The 20,586-nt window shown below is 64.0% G+C and carries 19 protein-coding genes and 1 pseudogene; 12 read left to right on the top strand and 8 right to left on the bottom strand.

Annotated elements, in window-relative coordinates:
• Window positions 1–437: 437 nt before the first annotated feature.
• On the bottom strand, window positions 438–1,550 hold the full coding sequence (locus tag GGD63_RS17280) for a helix-turn-helix transcriptional regulator (protein ID WP_183244001.1): 1,113 nt from the start codon (window positions 1,548–1,550) through the stop codon (window positions 438–440).
• 567 nt (window positions 1,551–2,117) lie between these two features.
• Here GGD63_RS17280 and GGD63_RS17275 point away from each other — a divergent pair.
• From GGD63_RS17275 to GGD63_RS17230, 11 genes and pseudogenes are all read left to right on the top strand, one after another.
• The gene (locus tag GGD63_RS17275) at window positions 2,118–2,297 is read left to right on the top strand and encodes a hypothetical protein (RefSeq protein WP_183243999.1); all 180 of its coding nucleotides are present in this window, start codon (window positions 2,118–2,120) and stop codon (window positions 2,295–2,297) included.
• Between the two features lie 413 nt (window positions 2,298–2,710).
• Window positions 2,711–2,995: pseudogene (locus GGD63_RS17270) on the top strand (cytochrome P450); the annotation flags it as partial.
• A gap of 264 nt (window positions 2,996–3,259) precedes the next feature.
• A complete protein-coding gene (locus GGD63_RS17265; protein ID WP_183243997.1) occupies window positions 3,260–5,047 on the top strand; it encodes a sulfatase-like hydrolase/transferase in 1,788 nt (595 codons plus the stop codon).
• A gap of 512 nt (window positions 5,048–5,559) precedes the next feature.
• The gene (locus tag GGD63_RS17260) at window positions 5,560–6,726 is read left to right on the top strand and encodes a cytochrome P450 (RefSeq protein ID WP_183243995.1); all 1,167 of its coding nucleotides are present in this window, start codon (window positions 5,560–5,562) and stop codon (window positions 6,724–6,726) included.
• Window positions 6,727–7,096: 370 nt separating this feature from the next.
• Window positions 7,097–8,047: a sulfonate ABC transporter substrate-binding protein gene (locus GGD63_RS17255; RefSeq protein ID WP_183243993.1), complete on the top strand. Its 951-nt coding sequence runs from the start codon at window positions 7,097–7,099 to the stop codon at window positions 8,045–8,047.
• A gap of 2 nt (window positions 8,048–8,049) precedes the next feature.
• Window positions 8,050–8,172: a hypothetical protein gene (locus GGD63_RS40595; protein WP_283811960.1), complete on the top strand. Its 123-nt coding sequence runs from the start codon at window positions 8,050–8,052 to the stop codon at window positions 8,170–8,172.
• A gap of 10 nt (window positions 8,173–8,182) precedes the next feature.
• Window positions 8,183–9,346 carry an FMNH2-dependent alkanesulfonate monooxygenase gene (ssuD, locus tag GGD63_RS17250; RefSeq protein WP_183243990.1) on the top strand — a complete coding sequence of 388 codons (1,164 nt, stop codon included), beginning with the start codon at window positions 8,183–8,185 and terminating at the stop codon, window positions 9,344–9,346.
• Window positions 9,343–10,149 (top strand): ABC transporter permease subunit, encoded by an 807-nt coding sequence (locus GGD63_RS17245; RefSeq protein ID WP_183243988.1) that lies wholly within the window; start codon window positions 9,343–9,345, stop codon window positions 10,147–10,149. Before ssuD ends, GGD63_RS17245 begins: the two co-directional genes overlap by 4 nt.
• 20 nt (window positions 10,150–10,169) lie before the next feature.
• Window positions 10,170–11,006: an ATP-binding cassette domain-containing protein gene (locus GGD63_RS17240; RefSeq protein WP_183243986.1), complete on the top strand. Its 837-nt coding sequence runs from the start codon at window positions 10,170–10,172 to the stop codon at window positions 11,004–11,006.
• A gap of 32 nt (window positions 11,007–11,038) precedes the next feature.
• A complete protein-coding gene (locus GGD63_RS17235; RefSeq protein WP_183243984.1) occupies window positions 11,039–11,620 on the top strand; it encodes a flavin reductase family protein in 582 nt (193 codons plus the stop codon).
• 93 nt (window positions 11,621–11,713) lie between these two features.
• Entirely contained in the window at window positions 11,714–11,869 is a 156-nt protein-coding gene (locus GGD63_RS17230) for a hypothetical protein (protein WP_167523728.1), read from the top strand.
• Between the two features lie 129 nt (window positions 11,870–11,998).
• Here the strand turns inward: GGD63_RS17230 and GGD63_RS17225 are convergent, their stop codons facing one another.
• Both GGD63_RS17225 and GGD63_RS17220 read right to left on the bottom strand, forming a co-directional pair.
• Window positions 11,999–13,147: a M20 family metallopeptidase gene (locus GGD63_RS17225; RefSeq protein WP_183243982.1), complete on the bottom strand. Its 1,149-nt coding sequence runs from the start codon at window positions 13,145–13,147 to the stop codon at window positions 11,999–12,001.
• Between the two features lie 107 nt (window positions 13,148–13,254).
• A complete protein-coding gene (locus GGD63_RS17220) occupies window positions 13,255–14,505 on the bottom strand; it encodes a vanadium-dependent haloperoxidase (RefSeq protein ID WP_183243980.1) in 1,251 nt (416 codons plus the stop codon).
• Window positions 14,506–14,849: 344 nt separating this feature from the next.
• On the opposite strand from GGD63_RS17220, the gene GGD63_RS17215 reads away from it, so the two are divergent.
• Window positions 14,850–15,182 carry a GYD domain-containing protein gene (locus tag GGD63_RS17215; RefSeq protein WP_183243978.1) on the top strand — a complete coding sequence of 111 codons (333 nt, stop codon included), beginning with the start codon at window positions 14,850–14,852 and terminating at the stop codon, window positions 15,180–15,182.
• 107 nt (window positions 15,183–15,289) lie between these two features.
• Here the strand turns inward: GGD63_RS17215 and GGD63_RS17210 are convergent, their stop codons facing one another.
• From GGD63_RS17210 to fliF, 5 genes are read right to left on the bottom strand one after another with little or no spacing between them, the layout of a single operon-like run.
• Window positions 15,290–16,672, bottom strand: a complete 1,383-nt coding sequence (locus tag GGD63_RS17210) for a sigma-54-dependent Fis family transcriptional regulator (protein ID WP_183243976.1) — start codon at window positions 16,670–16,672, stop codon at window positions 15,290–15,292.
• A gap of 39 nt (window positions 16,673–16,711) precedes the next feature.
• Window positions 16,712–17,062 (bottom strand): flagellar motor switch protein FliN, encoded by a 351-nt coding sequence (fliN, locus tag GGD63_RS17205; RefSeq protein ID WP_018641467.1) that lies wholly within the window; start codon window positions 17,060–17,062, stop codon window positions 16,712–16,714.
• Between the two features lie 3 nt (window positions 17,063–17,065).
• Window positions 17,066–17,689 carry a FliH/SctL family protein gene (locus GGD63_RS17200; protein ID WP_183243974.1) on the bottom strand — a complete coding sequence of 208 codons (624 nt, stop codon included), beginning with the start codon at window positions 17,687–17,689 and terminating at the stop codon, window positions 17,066–17,068.
• Window positions 17,689–18,786: a flagellar motor switch protein FliG gene (gene fliG, locus GGD63_RS17195; protein WP_183243972.1), complete on the bottom strand. Its 1,098-nt coding sequence runs from the start codon at window positions 18,784–18,786 to the stop codon at window positions 17,689–17,691. The genes GGD63_RS17200 and fliG overlap by 1 nt, the downstream gene beginning before the upstream one ends.
• 29 nt (window positions 18,787–18,815) lie before the next feature.
• Window positions 18,816–20,423 carry a flagellar basal-body MS-ring/collar protein FliF gene (fliF, locus tag GGD63_RS17190; RefSeq protein ID WP_183243970.1) on the bottom strand — a complete coding sequence of 536 codons (1,608 nt, stop codon included), beginning with the start codon at window positions 20,421–20,423 and terminating at the stop codon, window positions 18,816–18,818.
• Window positions 20,424–20,586: the final 163 nt, after the last annotated feature.

The raw sequence follows: 20,586 nt of genomic DNA, 5'->3' as shown, positions 1-20,586 counted from the left end.
AAAGATCATGCGTAGACAACAACCTAAAGCGCGATGACGATTCATCCAAATCTCATCGTGCTTTAGGCGCCGGCAAACCCTGCAGCCTCAACGAGCGCCTTGCTATACGGAAAGCCGCGACCGGTAGGGCGCGGTGAGCAGCAGCATGAAAAGCGCTCTTTCGGCCTGGTACTTTGCGGCGGGTCGACTGGATTCCCGGCCCTGCATCACGACCGCGCCTTGGACGGTGCAGACGCTCCAGCTCCAACTCCTCCGCCTGCGCTGTGCCAGGGTCACTTCGAAAATCGGAAATTCCGGTGCCACCATCCCCGCCGCTCGTCAGACATCCAACTGAGGCGGAGTTGAACCCGGAGGGCCGATCTGTGTCTTCACCCATTTGGGTGAAGGCGAGCTTGCCGGTACCAGGGTAAATCCGGTCTGGCTGGATAAGTCTGGCCTCAGTCCTTAAGCGGCAATCTGGGGATGGCACCGAAGAGCGCAGCTGCGCTCTTCTGGTTGCGTGCTCCCGTCTTGGCAAGGACGGCCTTGATCTGCGTGCGGATCGTCTCGCGACTTAGTCCGTGATGCGCCGCGATGTCGCCGATCGTCTGTCCTTGCGCGATTCCGCGCGCAACGCGCGCCTCGCTGGGGGTGAGATCGAACAGGCCACGAATGAGCGCCAGGCTCGGCGCCTGGGAGGCGGTGACTGGCGTCGCAATGAGAAGGCCAACCGCCCCGTCAAACAGATCGCGTGCTTCACCCGGCATCGAAACGAGATGAAGGACCACCCGATCAAGATCGCTTGTGCGACGCGCGGCGAAGGAGCAGACGGCTTTGTCCGGCGAATCCAGTTGAGCCAGGCCGGCGCGCAGCAGCGTGTCGGCCGCGCGGTCTTTTATGGCGATCCGGTCCTTCGGCAACCAGTGCAGAACGTCCGTCATGCCCTCGATCAGGGCGTTCGCTGCCAGAACCCGTCCGGAGCGCGTGATCGCGAGGGCCGGCAAACCGACCAGCGACAACGCCTCGGTCGCCGCCCGCATCCGGGTGAGACGCCAGCGCGTTGACAGCAGAGCCGCCCGCGCGAGATGGGGGCGAAACCGGTCGAGAAAATCGACGTCTTGCCGCGAAAAGGCGGGGCGGCCGGCCAATCTTTCCATATGGAAGACGATGATCTCACCGGAAGGGCTGCGGACCGCCGTCGCGCAAGCGTGCTCGAAGCCCCACTTCTTGCTCCATTCCATCCGATATGGATCGCGCTCCCATTCCTCCGGCGAAAACGCCTCCTGCTCGCCAACGAAGCCGGGGTGATCAAGCGCCAGGAGTCGCGGGGTCGTCTCCGTCCGGCTGGAGAGGTCGCTATGCAGGAACGCCGAGAAGGCCTCGCGGATCGACGGCGACGTCACGACACCATTCCAGACGCCGGACCACTGATCGGAGTCCGTGGTGATCATGACCATGCCGTGCGCACCTGCGGCATGAGCGATGTCTTCCAGAACGTCCGGCCAGAGCTCGGGAGCAGTCGCAGCCTCGTGGATGCGATCCACAATGTGCTCGAAATCGATGCCCGTCATTGCCACGATGGACCCATCAGATTCGACCGATCTTTCAGACGCGCGACGTGCATTTCCGCATGAGGCTTCGTGCTCGTCCAGGGCCTTGATACCAACCCGCTTCAGGGGAACTCAATTGCTACTTTTTCCCGATATGGCCCGGCTGGACGGCTGGCAGAAAACATGTCCATATTTCAACTATTTGAGAGGTCTGAGGTTATCCCGGCACAGGTGATCGCCGGGCTCCAGCCGGCCGTTGGCGGGGCGCCTCTGTTTGAAACCATGCCGGCGAGCGGAAAACGTCGGCTTGTCGCCGCAGATCGAAAATGGCGCGCAGGGGCAGACCGGCGTGATACCCGAAGGCGAACATCGCCATCGTGTCCAGCGTGTCCGCGGCTGAGACCAGACCGCCCAGTGGGGAGACGTGGGCAAGCCGACGCGAGTGACCCGAATGCGACGAACTCGGACACGCGTCTCTAGCTCGTCTGACAGAGATGACCGGACCTCGCCCGCGGCGGCAGCCAATTTCGTGTCTGCTCCGCCGAATAGGGGTAGAGTGTCCCAGGGTCACATCCGAGGAGCAACAACATGACCCTACTTCCTGAGCTGGTTACTGCTGGGATCGACCGGCATGTCTTCGCGGTCATGACCAACACGATGCCGCCCCGAGATCCTGATGACGACGAAGAGGATGAGGAGGACGAGCAAGACGATGAAGAAAACCAAACCGACGAACCGGCGGTCGTGCGCGAGCCGGACGAGGACTAAGCAGGACGCTTGGACATAGTCTGAGCTTCGGTGAGTGCGATCTCCAGCCTGCGTGCAGCGCGCTGGTCCGCCCGGCGGCTTTCAAGGTCGGTCTGATTCCGAGAGCAGCGGGCAGACGTTGAATGGACCACGGTTCTCGGCGCAGCAATCTATCGGCGTTCGCGGATAGAGGAGGTGAGCATGACTCTCATATGGCTTGGAGTGCTCCTTGTTTTCGGCGGCATCTTCCAAATGGCGTATCAGCCCATTTGGCGAGGCCGATTCAGCGGTGGGAAGTGGCTTCGCTCCGGGCGTGACACGCTGGAGCCTGAAAGGCCCGGTAGCGGCTTCGGCGTCAAATCGAACTGGCCTGGACTGGTGATGGTCGCGCTTGGCGGCGCTTTCTTGCTGGCCGGAGCTGCCATCTGAGTTGCAAGGCGATCGCAGCCACGGTCTGGGCGCTGCTGAGCCATCCGGAGCAACTCGATCTCGTGCGCAAGTGTGAGGTGACCTGGCTCCAGGCGTTCGAGGAATATGCCCGCTGGATCTCGCTGATCGGCATGTCGCCGCGGCGTATCGCAAAGCCCTGGACCATCCGCGACGTATCTTTTGAGCCGGATGAGCGCGTGTTCCTGATGTTCGGCTTCGCCACTGCGCCTCGCGCTATGATCGCCGATGTCGCGCTGCCGACCGTGTTCGCGCGTGCCGGGCGCATCGATTGAGGGCGACGTTCACACCCGATGAGCACACACTCGAAGGTGAGCACCAAATGCGGCTGACACAATCAAGCAGCACGGTAGAGCAGTCCGGCCGCGTCCCGACAACTGGTTGTCTCAAACGACTGCCTGACGGATGCCTCACCATTGTACCGGCTTGGACGACTTGAGTGGCGCGGCAATCTAAGCTCTGATCCATTCAATACGCCGATGAAGATAATCGAAGGATTTTCAGCTCGTGTAGCAATAATTCTATTGGAGGCGGCGATGAAGGACGACGGCACGGCATCCGGAGGGAGTTCGAGACGCGAATTTCTTGGGCTAGCCGGCGCGGCAGCGGCGGCCATGGGGGGCACGACGTTGGATTCCGCGCTGCGGACGGCGCAGGCGGAAACGTCGCCTGAATTGCCGCGCAAGCGGACGAGCCAGGGCAGACCCAACATTCTCTTTATCTTCACGGACCAGGAGCGCTACAGCACGAAATGGGCTCCGGGTCTGTCCTTGCCCGCTCATGAGCGCCTGCAGAAAACGGGCGTAACCTTTCACCATCACTATTGTCCGGCGGTGATGTGCACGTCTTCGCGTGCTGTGCTCTTGACCGGACTTCAAACACCCGACAACCGGATGTTCGAAAATTGCGACGTGCCATGGGTCAAGAATCTCTCGACCAAGATACCGACCATCGGCCACATGTTGCGGAAGGCCGGCTACTACACGGCTTATAAGGGCAAATGGCACCTGAACCGCAAGTTCGACAGCGAGGATCCGGACCGGCTGTTCACCAAGGAAATGGATGAATACGGCTTCTCGGATTATTTCTCCGCCGGCGACATCATCGGTCACACGCTCGGCGGATATCAGTTCGATCCGTTGATTGCCAGCAGCGCGATCACCTGGCTGCGCCGCCATGGACGTCCGCTGACCGATGACAGCAAGCCGTGGGCCCTGTTCGTGAGCCTCGTCAATCCGCACGACGTCATGTATTTCAATACTGATCGTCCCGGGGAAAAGGTCCAGGACACCGGGGCCTTGATCAAGCACGCGGCGCGCGCGCCCGAGCACCAGATGTTCAAGGCCACCTGGGACGTCTCACTGCCGAAGAACATCAAGGAGCCCATGGACGCAACCGGGCGCCCGAAGGCTCACGGCGAATTTCTGAAGATCTGGGACTACGTGCTCGGCCATATTCCGCCCGAGGAGGAGCGTTGGCGGCGCTTCCACGACTATTATGTCAATTGCACGCGTTCTGTTGATTTGCAGGTCGACCGGGTCCTGCAGGAGCTGGATGCGCTCGGGCTGACCGATAATACCGTCATCTGCTTCACCTCCGATCACGGAGAGATGGCGGGAGCGCATGGTTTGCACGGCAAAGGCCCGTTCGCCTACGAGGAGACGATCCATCTCCCGTTCTACATGGTGCATCCGGATGTCCGCGGAGGACAGGAATGCCACGCGCTGACGGGACATATCGATGTCGTGCCGACGCTGCTGTCGGTCGCCGGCATACCCGCGAGCAAGTCGGGCGAGATCGCCGGACGCACCTTGCCCGGGAAAGACATGACGAGCCTGCTGACCAACCCGGGTGCGGCGGATGTTCATGCGCTGCGCGAGGCGATCCTGTTCACGTATAGCGGCCTTGGCGCCAATGACAGCACCTTGTGGCAGGTCGTTTCGGATGCGCGCGTTGCAGGCAAGAAACCCGCGTTGGAGCTCCTCAAGCACGGGTTCAAGCCTGACCTGAAGAAGCGCGGCAGCCTGCGTTCCATGTTTGACGGCCGCTACAAGTTCACGCGCTATTTCGCTCCCGGAGAGCGCAATCGTCCCGCAAGCCTGGACGAGCTGTACAAGCACAACGACGTCGAACTGTTTGATCTGAATAACGATCCTGACGAGATGAAGAACCTGGCCGTGGACAGGGCCGGCAACGCTTTGCTGATCGCCGCAATGAGTGACAAGCTCGAACGAACGATCAAGGTGGAGATCGGCGTCGACGACGGACGCGAGATGCCGAAACTGCCCTTGATCGACTGGAGCATCGAACGCGTCGATCTGTGAATCCACGTGAGACGATTTCGGCAGCCACGGCCTGTTGCCCACGAAGTGGTCATGCCCAAACAATCGATAAGTTCGAATTAGTTCGTTAAACCCGCCGAAGTGGAGCCCCCGTATCAGTTTCGAGATTGCTAACTTGGTCGGAAGAGATGTTGGCCACCATGTCTCGCGGCTCCTCGGTGAAAAGACCTTCGCTTACCGAGAAAATCGAGCTGTGGCTGTCGAACGGCCGCGTGATCGATGGCCTTTGGATTGGAAGTTTTCTATCGGATGATCCCGAGCGAATCCTGCAACGCGTTGAAGCCGCGCTTCGGTTGATCGAACCGTCTGCTCCTCTTCATTACCAGCGTGTCAAGAAAAGCCTCTCTCGAATCTGGGTGCAGCTGGCCTTTGCGGCGAGCATCCGACTTGTGGTGACAGGGCTGATGCCGCCTGTCCCAATCGCTGGGGACAGACGCCGGCGCCGGATTTCGCTAGTCTGGCCAGGAGGAAACGAGAATCCAGGGGCCGCCGTCTTGAGCACCGCGCCGCGCATCGACATCGACCCTGGTACATTCTGGGCCGATCCCTATCCGATGCTGGCGAAAATGCGCCAGGAGGCGCCGATCGCGTTCGTGCCGCAGCTCGGCTCGACGCTGCTGACTAGCCGCGACGACATCTCGATTTCCGAGAAGCAGATCGACGTGTTCTCCTCGCACCAGCCCGCCGGCCTGATGAACCGGCTGATGGGCCACAACATGATGCGCAAGGACGGCGAGGCGCATCAGGTCGAGCGTCGCGCGATGTTTCCGACGGTGTCGCCGAAGACGGTGAAGGCGCATTGGACCGCGCTGTTCCAGGCCCATGCCGACCGCATCATCGACGGCATCGGACCGGGCCGGATCGACTTCATGCGCGACTTCGCGCTGCCGTTCTCCGGCGAATGCCTGAAGTCGATCACCGGCCTCACCAATATCGGCTTTGAGGACATGGATGCGTGGTCGCAGGGAATGATCGAGGGCATCGCCAATTACGCCGGCGATCCCGCGGTCGAGGCGCGCTGCCACGCCGCGACGGCGGGCATCGATGCCGCGATCGACGACATCCTGCCGGTGATGCGCAAGCATCCCGACCAGAGCATTTTGGGCGTGCTCCTCGCTTCGGGCATGCCGATGGAGAGCGTGCGCGCCAACGTCAAGCTCGCGATCTCAGGCGGCCAGAACGAGCCGCGCAAGGCGATTGCTGGCACGGTGTGGGCGCTGCTCTCCCATCCCGACCAGCTCGATCTGGTCCTGCGCGGCGAAGTGAGCTGGCTGCAGGCCTTCGAGGAATATGCCCGCTGGATCTCGCCGATCGGCATGTCGCCGCGGCGCATCGCAAAGCCGTGGAGCATCCGCGATGTGTCGTTCGAGCTCGACGAGCGCGTGTTCCTGATGTTCGGCTCCGCCAACCGCGACGAGAAGCATTTTGAACGCGCCGACGAATTTGATGTGAGGCGAGACACCACCAGGAGCGTCGCCTTCGGCGCCGGCCCGCATTTCTGCGCCGGCGCCTTCGCTTCGCGCGCGATGATCGCCGACGTCGCGCTGCCGACATTGTTCGCTCGCGCCAAACGGTTCGAGATCGCCGATGACGAGCCGGTGCGGATCGGCGGCTGGGCGTTCCGAGGTCTGCAGAACTTGCCGGTGAAGTGGCGGCATTAGCCCGGCGGGACCCTCCGTCCCGAGCGCCGCCATGGTGCCATTTTGCTCCTGTTTTGCCCGACGAGTCAAACAAATTTCGGATAATGCGCAAGTCATTGTTTTCGCAAGCCCCGGCTACTGTGCATGGGGTTGTTTTCGCATTTTATGTTCCGGCCCCAGGAGCGTTGGGCCGAATCCGTGCAGCTCTCACATTCGCGTGCAGAAAAATTCCATCTTCATTCGCTCCGCCGCTTGAAAGATTAATCATGCGCTGCGCCACACGCGCAGTGCGCGCATCGCTATTTTCCCGCGCGTCTCGACAGCTTTCCTAACCCGCACCATCATTCCCGAAACCTGGATGATGACGGCCGCGGGTGGCCGGGAGTTTGGAATGCTGCGTCGAGACTTTCTGAAACTGTCGATGGGAACAGCGGCCGCCGCTGCCTTCGCCTCACGCGCCAACGCGCAGGGCGCCGTGAAGGAAATTCGTATCGGCTACCAGAAGACCGGCGTGCTGGTCATCACGCGCCAGCAGGCTTCCCTGGAAAAACATTTCACGCCGCAAGGCATCGAGGTGAAATGGATCGAGTTCTCGTCGGGGCCTCCGATGATGGAGGCGATGAACGTCGGCAGCGTCGATTTTGGCGCGGTCGGCGATTCCCCGCCGGTGTTCGCCCAGGCCGCGGGCGCGGCGATCGTCTATGCCGCCGGCCAGCCCATCACCAACGGCCAGGGCATCCTGGTGCCGAAGGACTCGCCGATCCGCTCCATCGCCGACTTGAAGGGCAAGCGCATCGGCTTCACCAAGGGCTCCAGCGCGCACAACGTCGTGGTGCAGACGCTGGAGAAGGCCGGCCTCACCTATGCCGACATCACGCCGGTCTATCTGACGCCGCCGGACGCCGGCCCCGCCTTTGCCAATGGCAGCATCGAGGCCTGGGCGATCTGGGATCCGTATTTCGCCATCGGCGAGACCAAGCAGAACGGCCGCATCCTGATCAACGCGCGCGAGGTCACCAAGACCAACTCCTTCTACCTCGCCAATCGCGATTTCGCGAAGAACCATGGCGCCATCCTGCAGCAGATCGTCGATGTAACGACGGCGGCCGGCAAATGGGCCGAACAGCACCGCGACGAAGTGGCCAAATCGCTTGCGGCGATCACCGGCGTCCCGCTGGACATCCAGACCGTCGCCGCCAATCGCGCGAACTTCGTCGTCGGTCCTGTCACCGACGATATCGTCGTGACCCAGCAGGCCGTCGCCGACCGCTTCTACAAGCTCGGCCTGATCCCCAAGCCGATCGTCATCCGCGACATCGTCTGGCGCAACCCGGCAGCCTGACCGTGCCGACCGATCTTCCCATTTCAAAAGGTGTGAACATGAAGCGCATCGTTCAACGCGTGATCGCAGCCATCGTGCTGTCGATCGGCATCGTCGCCGCCGCCGTCGGCACGACCTACGGCTAGGGGCACATCCATGAGCCAATCGAGCGCCAACATCCTCTGGTTCCTGCCGACCCATGGCGACGGCCGCTATCTCGGTACCGGCATCGGCGGCCGCGAGGTCAATTTCAACTATCTGCGCCAGATCGCGCAGGCCGCCGACCAGCTCGGCTATTTCGGCGTGCTGCTGCCGACGGGACGGTCTTGCGAGGATTCCTGGATCGTTGCTTCCAGCGTCGCGCCGTTCACCGAGCGGCTGCGCTATCTCGTCGCCGTTCGCCCCGGCCTGCAATCGCCGAGCGTCGCCGCGCGCATGACCGCGACGCTCGACCGTGTCACCAATGGCCGGCTTCTCGTCAACGTCGTCACCGGCGGCGATCCCGTCGAGAACAAGGGCGATGGCGTCTTCCTCGCTCACGACGAGCGCTACGAGGTCACCCGCGAGTTCCTCAACGTCTATAGCGACCTGCTCGCCGGCAAGACCGTGAATGTCGAGGGCAAGCACATCCGCATCGAGGACGGCAAGCTTCTGTTTCCTCCCGTGCAGTCGCCGCGTCCGCCGCTGTATTTCGGCGGCTCGTCGGATGCCGGCATCGACGTCGCCGTCGACACCGTCGACAAATATCTGACCTGGGGCGAACCGCCGGCCCTGGTTGCCGAGAAGATCGCCAAGGTGAGGGAGGTTGCCGCCGCGCGCGGCCGAAAACTCTCCTTCGGTATCCGCCTTCACGTGATCGTCCGCGAGACCAATGACGAGGCCTGGCGCGCGGCCAACGAATTGATCAAGCATGTCAGCGACGACACCATCGCGCTGGCGCAGAAGAACTTTGCCCGCATGGACTCCGTCGGCCAGCAGCGCATGGCGCAGCTTCATGGCGGCAAGCGCGACAAGCTCGAGATCGCCCCGAACCTGTGGGCCGGTGTCGGCCTCGTCCGCGGCGGCGCCGGCACGGCGCTGGTCGGTGACGCCCAGACCGTCGCGGCGCGGATCAAGGAGTATCAGGATCTCGGCATCGATACGTTCATCATGTCGGGCTACCCGCATCTGGAGGAAGCCTATCGCTTCGCCGAGCTGGTGTTCCCGCTGCTTTCGCTGGAGCAGCCCAGCAACGTGACGAAGCTTCATTTCAACGGCGGTCCTTTCGGCGAGACCGTCGGCAGCGATTTCCGTCCGCAGCATCGGGTGTCGCAATCATGAGCCTCATCGACAGCATCTCTCTTCCTCGCAGCGTCCGCCTGCCGCGGGTCGACGGCCTGGTCCAGTGGATCGTGCCGCTTGCCATCATCGCGATCTGGCAAATCGCCTCCGTCACCGGCTTCGTGCCGACGCGCGTGCTGCCGGCACCGAGCGACGTCGCGCTGGCGGGCTGGAAGCTGCTGCTCTCCGGCGAACTCGTCCGCAACATCTGGGTCTCGTTCTGGCGCGCCTCGATCGGCTTTCTGATCGGCGGCAGCATCGGCTTCGCCTTCGGGCTCGCCAACGGCCTGTCGCAGATCTCGGCCAAGCTCACCGACACCACGCTGCAGATGGTGCGCAACGTGCCGCATCTGGCGCTGATCCCGCTGGTCATCCTGTGGTTCGGCATCGACGAGAGCGCCAAGCTGTTCCTGGTGGCGCTGGGCGTGTTCTTCCCGATCTACCTCAACACGCTGCACGGCATCCGCACGGTCGATCCGCAGCTGATCGAGATGGGCCGCATCTACGGCATGACCGACGGCGAGTTGTTCCGCCGCGTCATCTTCCCCGGCGCGCTGCCCTCGATCTTCGTCGGCATCCGCTTCGCGCTCGGCATCATGTGGCTGACGCTGATCGTGGCCGAGACCATCGCAGCGTCATCGGGCCTCGGCTACATGGCAATGCAGGCGCGCGAGTTCATGCTGATCGACGTCGTGGTGCTCTCGATCCTGATCTACGCCCTGCTCGGCAAGCTCGCCGACAGCGCCTCCCGCGTGCTGGAGCGGGCGACGCTCTTCTGGCACCCCGCCTTCCAGAAACGTTGAGCAGAAATACTGGGAATCACATGCAGACAGCGCTTCGTACCTCCCTTCCCGAGACCGAGCTCGCCAGCCCCGCCAATTTCGCGCCCCACGCCCGCGTGGTCCGCGAGGAGCGGCCGATTCATACCAGCGGCCTGCCGCTCAGCATCCGTGGCCTGCGAAAGTCCTTCGGCGACAACGAGGTGCTGCGTGGCATCGATCTGCACATCCCCGCGGGTCAGTTCGTCGCGATCGTGGGAAAAAGCGGCTGCGGCAAGAGCACGCTGCTGCGTCTGATCGCCGGCCTGGACAAGATCGATGCCGGCAGCGTCAGCTTCGGCCAGGATATCCAGCCCGAAGACATCCGCGTGATGTTCCAGGAGCCGCGACTGCTACCCTGGGCCCGCGTGCTCGCCAATGTCGAGGTCGGTCTCGGCCGCGATCGCGCCTCGAAGGATGCGCATGCCCGCGCCGAGAAGGCGCTGACCGAGGTTGGCCTCGCCGACAAGCGCGACCAGTGGCCGTCGGTGCTGTCGGGCGGCCAGAAGCAGCGCGTCGCGCTCGGCCGCGCGCTGGTGTCCCGTCCGCGCGTGCTCGCCTTCGACGAGCCGCTCGGCGCGCTGGACGCGCTGACCCGCATCTCGATGCAGCGCCTTCTGGAGCGCGTCTGGCGCGACCAGGGCTTTACCGCGATCCTGGTCACCCACGACGTCGCCGAAGCCGTCGCCCTGGCCGACCGGGTGCTGGTCATCGAGGAGGGCCGCATTGCCCACGACGTCGTGGTTAACGTGGCCCGGCCGCGCCAGCGCGGCTCAGCCGAGCTTGCGGGCCTCGAAGGCTCGATCCTGAGCCACCTGTTGTCGGCGGACGATCGTACCTAAATAGAGAGGGAACCCCGCTCGGGGACCATGCCATGAATGTAGTGCCCCGCGATCTCATGACTGAAATCCCCGTTTCGCCCGCCGATTTCCGCGGCGCCATGCGCCACCTCACCGGCGGCGTCAGCGTCATCACCGCCGGGCGGGGCAAGGACATCACCGGCATGACGGTGACCTCGGTGACCTCGCTGTCGGTCGAGCCGCCGACCCTGCTGGTCAGCATCAACCGCGATGCCTCGTCCTTTCCGCTGATCAAGCGCCATGGCGCCTTCGGGGTAAACATCCTCAATGCCGACCAGCTCGACATTGCCGAGCGCTTTGCCGGCAAGGGCGGGCTGAAGGGCGCCGACCGCTTCGCGGGCGCCAAGTGGGTGACATCAGTCTCGGGAATCCCGCTGCTGGTCGGTGCGTTGTCGGTGTTCGACTGTGAGGTCGAGGAGATCGTCGAGCGGCACTCGCACGGCATCGTCATCGGCCGTGTCCGGGACGTCAGGAACTCGACGCGCAATGCGGCGCTCGCCTATTGGCACGGCCAGTATGTGGCGGTCGACCAGGACGAGGACGCCGCAAGGCTTGCCGATGTCAGCGTTCCCGCGCGCGGCGGGCGCGGCATTTGATCGCCGCCGGCAGGCGCCGGCTGGCCTTTTCCGCCTCATCGCTCTAGAAGCGCTGCTTGAGCCTTCCCTCCGGGATGGCCATGGAGCGGATCGATGAAGCGCGTCGCGACCCTAGCCTTCTACGCCATCGGCGCGCTCGCGATCGCCTATCTCGCGCTCTACGCCTACGCGATGTTCTCGGGACAGCCGATCGTGCCGGGCGATCCCATCCACATCTTCCGCAAGCCCGACGCGCCGAGTTATTCGTAGACCTTGGCAGGTCTCGTAGGGTGGGCAAAGCGAAGCGTGCCCACGCATTTTTCGTGATCGAGAGAGATGGTGGGCACGGCGCAAGGGCGCCTTTGCCCACCCTACGGCACCGTCGTTACGGCACCTCCCTCACCCCTTTAAAATCGCCAGCGCCAGCGCCTGTGCGCGCGGCACGATGCTGTCGATCTCGAGATATTCCTCCGGCGTGTGCGCGAGCCCGCCGACCGGGCCGAGGCCGCAGATGGTCGGCGTACCCACGGCGGCGGTGAAGCCGGAATCGGCGCAGCCGCCGGAGAACTCGCCCTGCAGCGTGGTGAGGCCCACCTGTCTTGCGGCGGCCTGATAGCCTTCGAACAGTGCCTTCGATTCCGCGCTCTGCACCACCGGCACGAACTCGCCCTTGATCGTCAGTGTCGCGCTGGTGCCCGGCACGTAAGAGGTCGCGACGATCTTTTCGATCGCACCCATGATCCGCGCGCGATCGGCAGGATCGACATAGCGCAGATCGATCTGGCCTTCGGCGTAAGGCGCCGTCGTGTTGACGGACTGTCCGCCCGAGACGAGGCCGACATTGAGCGTGATGCCCTTGTCGAGATCGGTCAGCGCGTGGATCTGCACGATCTTGTGCGCGAGCTCGCCGATCGCGCTGACGCCGGCGGCGAAATTGGCGCCGGAATGCGCGGCCTTGCCGGTGATGGCCATGTGCATGAAGATGCCGCCCTTGCGCCCCGTCACGACATTGCCCGTGGGCCGTCCCGGCTCGGAATTGAACACGGCGCGCGCAGCGCGCCCCTCGCGCTCGATGACGGGACGCGAGGAGGGCGAACCGATCTCCTCGTCCGAGGTGATCAGCACCTTGATCGGATGCGGTGAGCCGCCGAACTTGTGGAAGGCGGTCGCCACGAACACGTTCATGACGAGGCCGGACTTCATGTCGGCGACGCCGGGGCCATAGGCGCGGCCATCCTTGATGGTGAACGGACGCCGCCCCGCCTCGCCCTTGCCGAACACGGTGTCACGATGCCCCATCAGCAGCACCGGCTTCTCGTTGCTGCCGGGCTTTGCCACCTCGGCATGGATCGCATCGCCGAAGGTGCTGTCGCCCTCGCGCCGGAACGGAATGCCGTGCTCGGCAAAATGCCGCTCGAACCGCGCACCGACCGCATCGACGCCTTCCTTGTCATAGGATCCGGAATCGATGTTCACGACATCGCGCAAGAGATCGATCATCGCCTGCTTCTGCGATGCCAGCCAGTCCGTGATTTGAGCTTCAGACATATGTACCCTCGTGGTTCTCACGCGGGGTTATAGGGCCTTGCGCTGGCGTGACCTAGTCGCCGGATGCGGTGCGGCCATGTGTTAGGCGCTCAAAAAAAGCGGCCGGTTTAGCGGCTTGGCTGCGCCATTGCCTCGACACCGCGAAGCTGCGTCGCGACGACCAACGCGCCGATCTTCCGGCCCATGTCCTTGCCGACTTCGGTCGAGAACCGGTAGTGAAAACCGGCCCAGATCCGCGCATTGGAGACTTCGTCGCTATAGTCCTGCAGTCGCGACCATTTGCGTGTGACCCCCGGTGCCGTCGGGCTGGTCAGGGAGAATTCGCCAAAATCTCCAACGACAGTCTGGAGCACGGTCGAAATCGCGGCCGAGACGATGCAGTGCGCGCAGGGATATTCCGGATGCATCGGCGTGTCCCCGAGCGGCAGCCAGGAGGCATCGCGGGGCGTCGCGGCATTCGAGGTCAGATCGGCGTTGCGTATGGCCGTGACCGGGCGCCAGAAATTGTAGTGATACTTGGCGTCGAACACGGCGACGATGGCATCGTTGCCGGTGATCGACGTCAAGGCGAACAGGCGGGCACAGTCGACGAGATCCATTCCCTTGGCCATCGCAGCCTGCCTCACGATGGGATTGTAGGTGCGGGCGCCGACAAAGAACCAGAAGCGGCCGATCGTCGTTTGCTCAGGCGTCCGGGCCGGGCTCGCTCGGCTGCCGACTTCGCGGATTTCGTTGACGTCCCTGGTCCAGACCTCTGAATCGAGCGCGGGCGGTGGTCCGGGGCGGAACTGCGATCCCGACGTCATGACCCACGGCGTCGTCGCACCTGTGGTCGAGAAAAGCGGGACGACGGTTGGAACATAGGCGCCGGGCGTGGTCAGGGGCCGGTACGTTTCCACGGCGGCGCTGCCATCCTTCGCACGAAGCTGGATGATCTGCACGGCCGCCTCTTTCCCGAGGGCGATGCCGGCGGTCTTGGACTCACCGTCAGCGATCGGCGCCAGAGAGCTTGTCAGCGCCGAGCTCAGGTCCGACTTGAGGTCGGGATAGATCGACAGCAGCACATCGTGCGCCGCAACTGCCGCTGCGGCCTCCCGCGAGGTCGAACGGTCCGCGGACAACGAGATCTTGTATGGCGCGTAGCGGCGGTCGATCGCATTGACGGCCTCGAACATCGCAACGTGCATCATGGACAAGACGCGGCTGTACGGCGCCGGCGGGATCTGCTTCTCGGCAGCGATCGCGTCGGCCTTTGCATTCCAGTCCATGATCACGTCGGCGCGCGCAAGCGGCGCCGCTGCTGCGATCAGCGTTGCAATCAGCGATAAGTGGGAGATCATCGACAAAGGGTATTTCATGGCTTGCCCTTTCGATTTGAAGGACTTTCGCGAAGGCGGACGCGGCATTTGGCCGACATCACCTCACTCTAAAATTCTACAGATCCTGATGCGTATCGCTAGTGAACTGCTTCACTCGCGGCGGCACGATAGTCGCGCTCCAAATGGGTAGGCTCGCTTACCGTTCGCGCTGCATTGCGGAGTCGGTTATAGTCGCCACAAGCTGCCAGTTGGATGTGCCGAGGTCCGCAGCTCTATCTTCAAGGGCAGCTCGCGTGCTGTCGGCAGGCCGTGCCTTGCTCTCGCTCGGAGAGCTCTTTTCAAAACTACAGGTGTTGCCGCTCTAACTTCGACGGAGAGAAAACATGCCGCTGTTCATCTCGTACGTCTCTTACTCAACTTCCGGCATCAAGGGAATGGTCGACAAGCCGGCCGATCGCACCGCGGTCATCGGAGCGATGATCGAGAAGGCCGGCGGGAAGCTCCAGGGAGCGTTCATGACGACAGGCGCACATGATGCGGTCGTCGTTGCTGAGTTGCCCGACGGAGCCGATGCTGTCGCCATCGGAATGGCGGCCGCGGCGAGCGGCGCCATCGCCAAGATCGAAACCGTACGCGCCTGGAAGATGGCTGATTTCAAGGGAATCGCGGAAAAGGCCGCGAAGCTTGCCAGCGTCTATGTTCCGCCTGGCAAGTAGCCTGGCGTGAGCGTGGCGCCGCCATAAGACACGCGATGGCCGGGCTCGTCCCGGCCATCGCACGCTTCATGTGAAGGTCCGGGTGATGGGATCGAAGAGCTGTTTGCTCAGCCCATCATCGGCACGCGCGGATATTCACCCGGCGTGCCCGCCGGCGGGATCGGGATGCCGCCATCGGCGTATTCGTTGAGCTTGTTGCGCAGCGTGCGGATGGAGATGCCGAGGATGTTGGCGGCGTGAGTCCGGTTGCCGAGGCAGTGCTTCAGCGTCTCCAGGATCAGGTCGCGTTCGACGTCGGCGACAGTGCGACCCACAAGCGCGCGCGTCACTTGCTCGGCGGCCATGGTCGCGTGCGCCACGGCGGGGGCCGTCTTGGCGAGATCGAGGCGATCGCCGTCCGGGGTGATGATCGCGTCGGCGCCGATCTCGTCACCCTGCGCCATCAGCACCGCGCGGTGCATGGTGTTTTCGAGCTCGCGGACGTTACCCTGCCAGCGGTTGGTGGAGAGCACGCGGCGCGCCTCGGCCGAGAGCGGGCGCATCGGCACGCCGTTGGCCTCGGCGTATTTCTTCACGAAGTGCTGGGCGAGCTCGAGGATGTCGGCGGGACGCTCGCGCAGCGGCGGAATCTTCAGGTTCACGACGTTGAGGCGGAACAACAGATCCTCGCGGAACCTGCCCTCGCGCACGGCTTCGGCGAGATTGCGGTTCGAGGTCGCAATGATGCGGATGTCGACCGGAACCGGCTTGGTGCCGCCGACGCGGTCGATCACGCGCTCCTGGATGGCGCGCAAGAGCTTGGATTGCAGGCGGACGTCCATCTCGGAGATTTCGTCCAGCAGCAGCGTGCCGCCGGTCGCTTCCTCGAACTTGCCGATGCGGCGGGCGACGGCGCCGGTGAAGGCGCCCTTCTCGTGGCCGAACAGCTCGGACTCCAGCAAGTGCTCGGGGATCGCGGCGCAGTTGATCGAGATGAACGGCCGCTTGGCGCGCGCCGAGCGGGTGTGGACGTAGCGGGCCAGCACTTCCTTGCCGGTGCCGGACTCGCCGGTGATCATCACCGAGGCGTCGGAGCCGGCGATCTGCTGGGCGAGCTTGATCACCTTGGCCATGGCTTCGTCGCGATAGACCAGCTCGCGGGAATCGTTGGCGACGGCAGCGAGCACTGCGGCGATCAGCTCCGGATCCGGCGGCAGCGGGATGTATTCCTTGGCGCCGGCATGGATCGCGGCGACGGCGGCGCGGGCGTCGTTGGTGATGCCGCAGGCGACGATCGGGGCGTGGATGTGTTCGGCTTCCAGCCGCATCACGAGGTCGCGGATGTCGAGGGCGACATCGACCAGCAGGAGATCGGCGCCCTTGCCGCCGCGCAGCACGCGCATGGCCTGCTCGTGATCCTCGGCATGGGTCACGGTGGCGCCGTTCTCCATCGCGATCTTGGTGGCGGTGGTGAGCTGGCCCTTCAATGTGCCAACGATGAGAAGCCGCATGTCAGTCTCCTGTCCGTCTGGTCGCGCTGCCGTGCGTCATCACGTGCGTTCGGTCTTGATGATTTCGGTCATGGTCACGCCGAGCTTGTCCTCGACCAGGACGACTTCGCCGCGGGCAACCAGCTTGTTGTTGACGTAGATGTCGATGGCCTCGCCGACGCGGCGGTCGAGCTCGAGCACCGTGCCGGGCCCGAGTTTGAGCAGCTCGCTGACGTCCATCTTGGAGCGGCCGAGCACGGCCGAGACCTGCACCGGCACGTCGAACACGGCTTCGAGGTCGGCGGCGGCGCGCGCCGCATATTCGTCCTCGTTGTAGCCGACATCGGTGCCGGCAGGCGGCATCGGGCCGTTGAGATCGGGCAGCGGGACCTGTCCGTCGGTGTCGCTCATGGCTTAGCTCCCCCTCCGGGACGCGATATAGCGTCCGACCATGTCGTCGATCTTGGCCGCGATGGCGCCGCGCTCCAGCACGACACCGCCATCGGCCCATTCGATCCGGCAGTCGCCGGTGGCAATTTCCGGCTCGGCCAGGATCACCAGCCGGCCTTCGAAGCCGCTCTGCTTGGCCAGCCGATCGATCTTCTCGCGCGCGCTGTCGTAGAGCGCATCGTTGATGCGGACGACGAGATGCGGTGTCGCGACCAGATGCGAGAAGCAGTCCTTGACCAGCGCGACGATCTCGCCGAGCGGCTCGGCGGCGACGAGGTCGGCGCACAGCTTGCGCGCCACCGCGACCGCGACGTCGACCGCCTCGGTCTCCATCCTGGACTCGATGTTGCCGATGCCGGATGCGATGCCCCGGATGCCGATGTTGATCTCCTCCATGGCGAGCGCGACGCGGCGGTCGCTCTCGGCCTTGGCCTCGCGCTGGCCGGCGGCAAAGCCGTCCTGATAGGCGCGCGCCTCGGCTTCCGCGATCTTCTGGGCGATCTCGGCGGCGGTCGCAGCCTTCTCACGCGTCGTCCGCTCGGGCGCCGCGAAGTCGGTATCGAACAGGAATTTTGCCGGAGCGGCCATCAATACACCAGCTCGTCGTCGGCGCGGTTCTTGGTCAGCATGATCTCACCCTTGGCGGCGAGGTCCTTTGCGAGATTGACCAGCAGCGCCTGGGCCTCGTCGACGTCGCGCAGGCGCACCGGGCCCATCGCCGCCATGTCGTCCTGGAGCATCTTGGCCGCGCGCGAGGACATGTTGCCGAAGAAGAAGTTGCGGACGTCCTCGTTGGCGCTCTTCAGCGCGACGCCGAGCTTGTCCTTGTCGACGTTGCGCATCAGGGTCTGGGCCGAGCCGGAATCCAGCTTCACGAGGTCGTCGAAGGTGAACATCAGCGCCTTGATGCGCTCGGCCGATTCGCGGTTGTCCTCTTCCAGCGAGGTGATGAAGCGGGTTTCGGTCTGGCGGTCAAAATTGTTGAAGATTTCGGCCATCACCTCGTGGGCGTCGCGGCGGCGGGTCTGCGACAAATTGGACATGAACTCGGTGCGCAGCGTCTTCTCGACGCTCTCGATCACCTCCTTCTGGACCGCCTCCATCTTCAGCATGCGATTGACGACGTCGAGCGCGAGTTCCTCCGGGAAGATGCCGAGCACGCGGGCGGCGTGCTCCGGCTTCAGCTTCGACAGCACCACCGCGATGGTCTGCGGATATTCGTTCTTGAGGTAGTTGGCGAGCACCTCTTCCTGCACGTTGGAGAGCTTCTCCCACATGTTGCGGCCGGCCGGGCCGCGGATCTCGTCCATGATGCCGTTGACGCGCTCCGGCGGCAGATACTGCTGCAGCAGGCGCTCGGTGGCGTCGAAATTGCCCATCAGCGCGCCCGAGGCCGACATGCGCGAGACGAATTCGAGCAGCATGTCCTCGACGGTGTCGACCTCGACGGTGCCGAGCGTCGACATCTCCAGCGAGAGCTGGCGCACCTCGTCGTCGTCGAGCAGGCCCCAGATCTTGCCGCCATATTGCTCGCCCAGCGCCAGCATCAGGATCGCGGCGCGGCGCGGTCCGGACAGCTGCTCGGCGCCCTTGCCATCCTTGGCCCGGTTGCCGGCACGCTGGCCCAGCGTGGAGATCACGCTGGTGATGTCGGTGGAGTTGGCGTTTTGCAAGGAGGCGGCCATGTCAGATCACTTCTTGATTCACTTGGCGGTTACTTCGTTGGCTCGGTGAGCCACTGGCGGATGATGGCGACGGTTTCGTTGGGGTTGCGCTCGGCGAGCTCGCCGACGCGATGAACGGACTGGGCGTGGACCTGGCCCTGGATGGTGGCGACGTCGATCGCGCTGGCGGCGCCGCCGGGCAGCAGGGCCGGGGCGGGCGCTGTCTCTTCGGAGGCGGCGGGGCCGGCGAGCACGCCGGAGATGGCGGCGGCGACTTCGTCGGAGGCGAGGATGCGCTTGACCAGCGGGCGGATCACCATGAACAGCACGACGAGGCCGAGCAGCATCATCACGCCGAGCTCGACGAAGTACATGACGTCGTCCTTGGTGAACTGCAGCATGCCGAGGAAGCCGCCAGGTTCGCCGATCGGGGCGGTGGAGGGGGCATCGGCAAAGCGCAAATTGACGACCTCGACCTGGTCACCGCGCCTCTGGTCGAAGCCGATCGCCGAGCGCACCAGGGTGGCGATGCGGTCGAGCTGCTCCTTGGTGCGGTCCTGGTAGGCCAGCTCGCCCTTGTCGTTCTTGGTGTAGATGCCGTCGACCAGCACCGCGACCGAGATGCGGTTGACCCGGCCGGCCTCGGTCACCTCGGTCTTGGTGGTGCGGGAGATCTCGTAATTGTTGGTCTCCTCGGTCTTCTTGCTCTGGTCCTTGGCCGCGACGCCGTTGTTCTGCTGGTTGCCGGGCAGCTCGTTGTTGACGGTGACCTGGCCGTTGTTGTCGGCGGTCATGCTGCTTTCTTCGCGGGTCTGGCTCGAGCGCAGCACGCGGCCCTCGGGGTCGAACTTGTCCGAGGTCTGGGTGATCTTGTTGAAGTCGAAATCGGCGGAGAGCTGGACGCGGGCGCGGCCGGAGCCGACCACCGAGGAGACGATGTCCTCGACCTGCTTGCGCATCCGCTTCTCGAAGGCGGTGCGGCGCTCGTCGCCGAGCGCCTGCTCCGGATCAGTCTGGGCGCCGTCGGCGAGCAGCTGGCCGGCCTCGTCCACGATCGAGACGCGCTGCGGCTTCAGCCCGTTGACGGCGGAGGCGACGAGATGGCGGATGGCGCGGATCTGCTGCGCCTCGAGTGAACCGCGGACGCGCACCACGATCGAGGCCGACGGCTCCGGCGCCTCGCGCGCGAACAGCGGGCGCTCGGGCAGCACGAGGTGGACGCGGGCGGCCTGGATGCGGTCGATGGCGCGGATGGTGCGGGCGAGCTCGCCTTCCAGCGCGCGGAGATGATTGATGTTCTGGACGAAGGAGGTGGTGCCGAGCGCGTCCGACTTGTCGAACACCTCGTAGCCGACGCCGCCGCCCTTGGGCAGGCCGCCTTCGGCGAGCTTCATCCGCAGGCGCGTGACCTTGTCCTTGGGCACCATGATGATGGAGCCCTCATTGCGGATCTCGAACTGGATGCCCTGGCGTTCCAGATCCTTGATAATGCTGGAAGAATCTTCGACGCTGAGGTCGGTGAACAGCGTCGTCATCTGCGGCGTGGTGACCCGCATGATGACGAACGCGAAGAAGCCGATGAGCGCGGCGGTGACCGCGATCATCGCCCCGAACCGGGCGGCGCCGATACTTTTTAAGAAGTCCCCAAGACCTTGCAAGCAACCGCCCCGACCAATTCGATCCGCAACCGAGCGGTCGACTGGGCAATTATTGCCTAGGGGATGGTTTCGATATGGTTAACGAAGGTTAAGAGGTCGGACAAAAGTCGCGTCATGAAAAAAATCGGCCTCGCTAGGCGAGGCCGATTTTCGTCAAAAGCCG

The sequence above is a fragment of the Bradyrhizobium sp. cir1 genome, from assembly GCF_014198245.1.
GTDB lineage: Bacteria > Pseudomonadota > Alphaproteobacteria > Rhizobiales > Xanthobacteraceae > Bradyrhizobium.
Note: the sequence above shows the minus strand (reverse complement) of the source record. Positions and strands in the feature narration are given on the sequence as shown.

Bases quoted from the DNA above. Each gene is read 5' to 3' on its own strand.
- GGD63_RS17225 (WP_183243982.1), bottom strand. From the start codon at position 13,147: ATGTCTGAAGCTCAAATCACGGACTGGCTGGCATCGCAGAAGCAGGCG.
- GGD63_RS17240 (WP_183243986.1), top strand. From the start codon at position 10,170: ATGCAGACAGCGCTTCGTACCTCCCTTCCCGAGACCGAGCTCGCCAGC.
- GGD63_RS17220 (WP_183243980.1), bottom strand. From the start codon at position 14,505: ATGAAATACCCTTTGTCGATGATCTCCCACTTATCGCTGATTGCAACG.
- fliG (WP_183243972.1), bottom strand. From the start codon at position 18,786: ATGGCCGCCTCCTTGCAAAACGCCAACTCCACCGACATCACCAGCGTG.
- GGD63_RS17255 (WP_183243993.1), top strand. From the start codon at position 7,097: ATGCTGCGTCGAGACTTTCTGAAACTGTCGATGGGAACAGCGGCCGCC.
- GGD63_RS17275 (WP_183243999.1), top strand. From the start codon at position 2,118: ATGACCCTACTTCCTGAGCTGGTTACTGCTGGGATCGACCGGCATGTC.
- GGD63_RS17280 (WP_183244001.1), bottom strand. From the start codon at position 1,550: ATGACGGGCATCGATTTCGAGCACATTGTGGATCGCATCCACGAGGCT.
- GGD63_RS17210 (WP_183243976.1), bottom strand. From the start codon at position 16,672: ATGCGGCTTCTCATCGTTGGCACATTGAAGGGCCAGCTCACCACCGCC.
- GGD63_RS17265 (WP_183243997.1), top strand. From the start codon at position 3,260: ATGAAGGACGACGGCACGGCATCCGGAGGGAGTTCGAGACGCGAATTT.
- GGD63_RS17215 (WP_183243978.1), top strand. From the start codon at position 14,850: ATGCCGCTGTTCATCTCGTACGTCTCTTACTCAACTTCCGGCATCAAG.
- ssuD (WP_183243990.1), top strand. From the start codon at position 8,183: ATGAGCCAATCGAGCGCCAACATCCTCTGGTTCCTGCCGACCCATGGC.
- GGD63_RS17200 (WP_183243974.1), bottom strand. From the start codon at position 17,689: ATGGCCGCTCCGGCAAAATTCCTGTTCGATACCGACTTCGCGGCGCCC.
- GGD63_RS17230 (WP_167523728.1), top strand. From the start codon at position 11,714: ATGAAGCGCGTCGCGACCCTAGCCTTCTACGCCATCGGCGCGCTCGCG.
- GGD63_RS17235 (WP_183243984.1), top strand. From the start codon at position 11,039: ATGAATGTAGTGCCCCGCGATCTCATGACTGAAATCCCCGTTTCGCCC.
- GGD63_RS17245 (WP_183243988.1), top strand. From the start codon at position 9,343: ATGAGCCTCATCGACAGCATCTCTCTTCCTCGCAGCGTCCGCCTGCCG.
- fliN (WP_018641467.1), bottom strand. From the start codon at position 17,062: ATGAGCGACACCGACGGACAGGTCCCGCTGCCCGATCTCAACGGCCCG.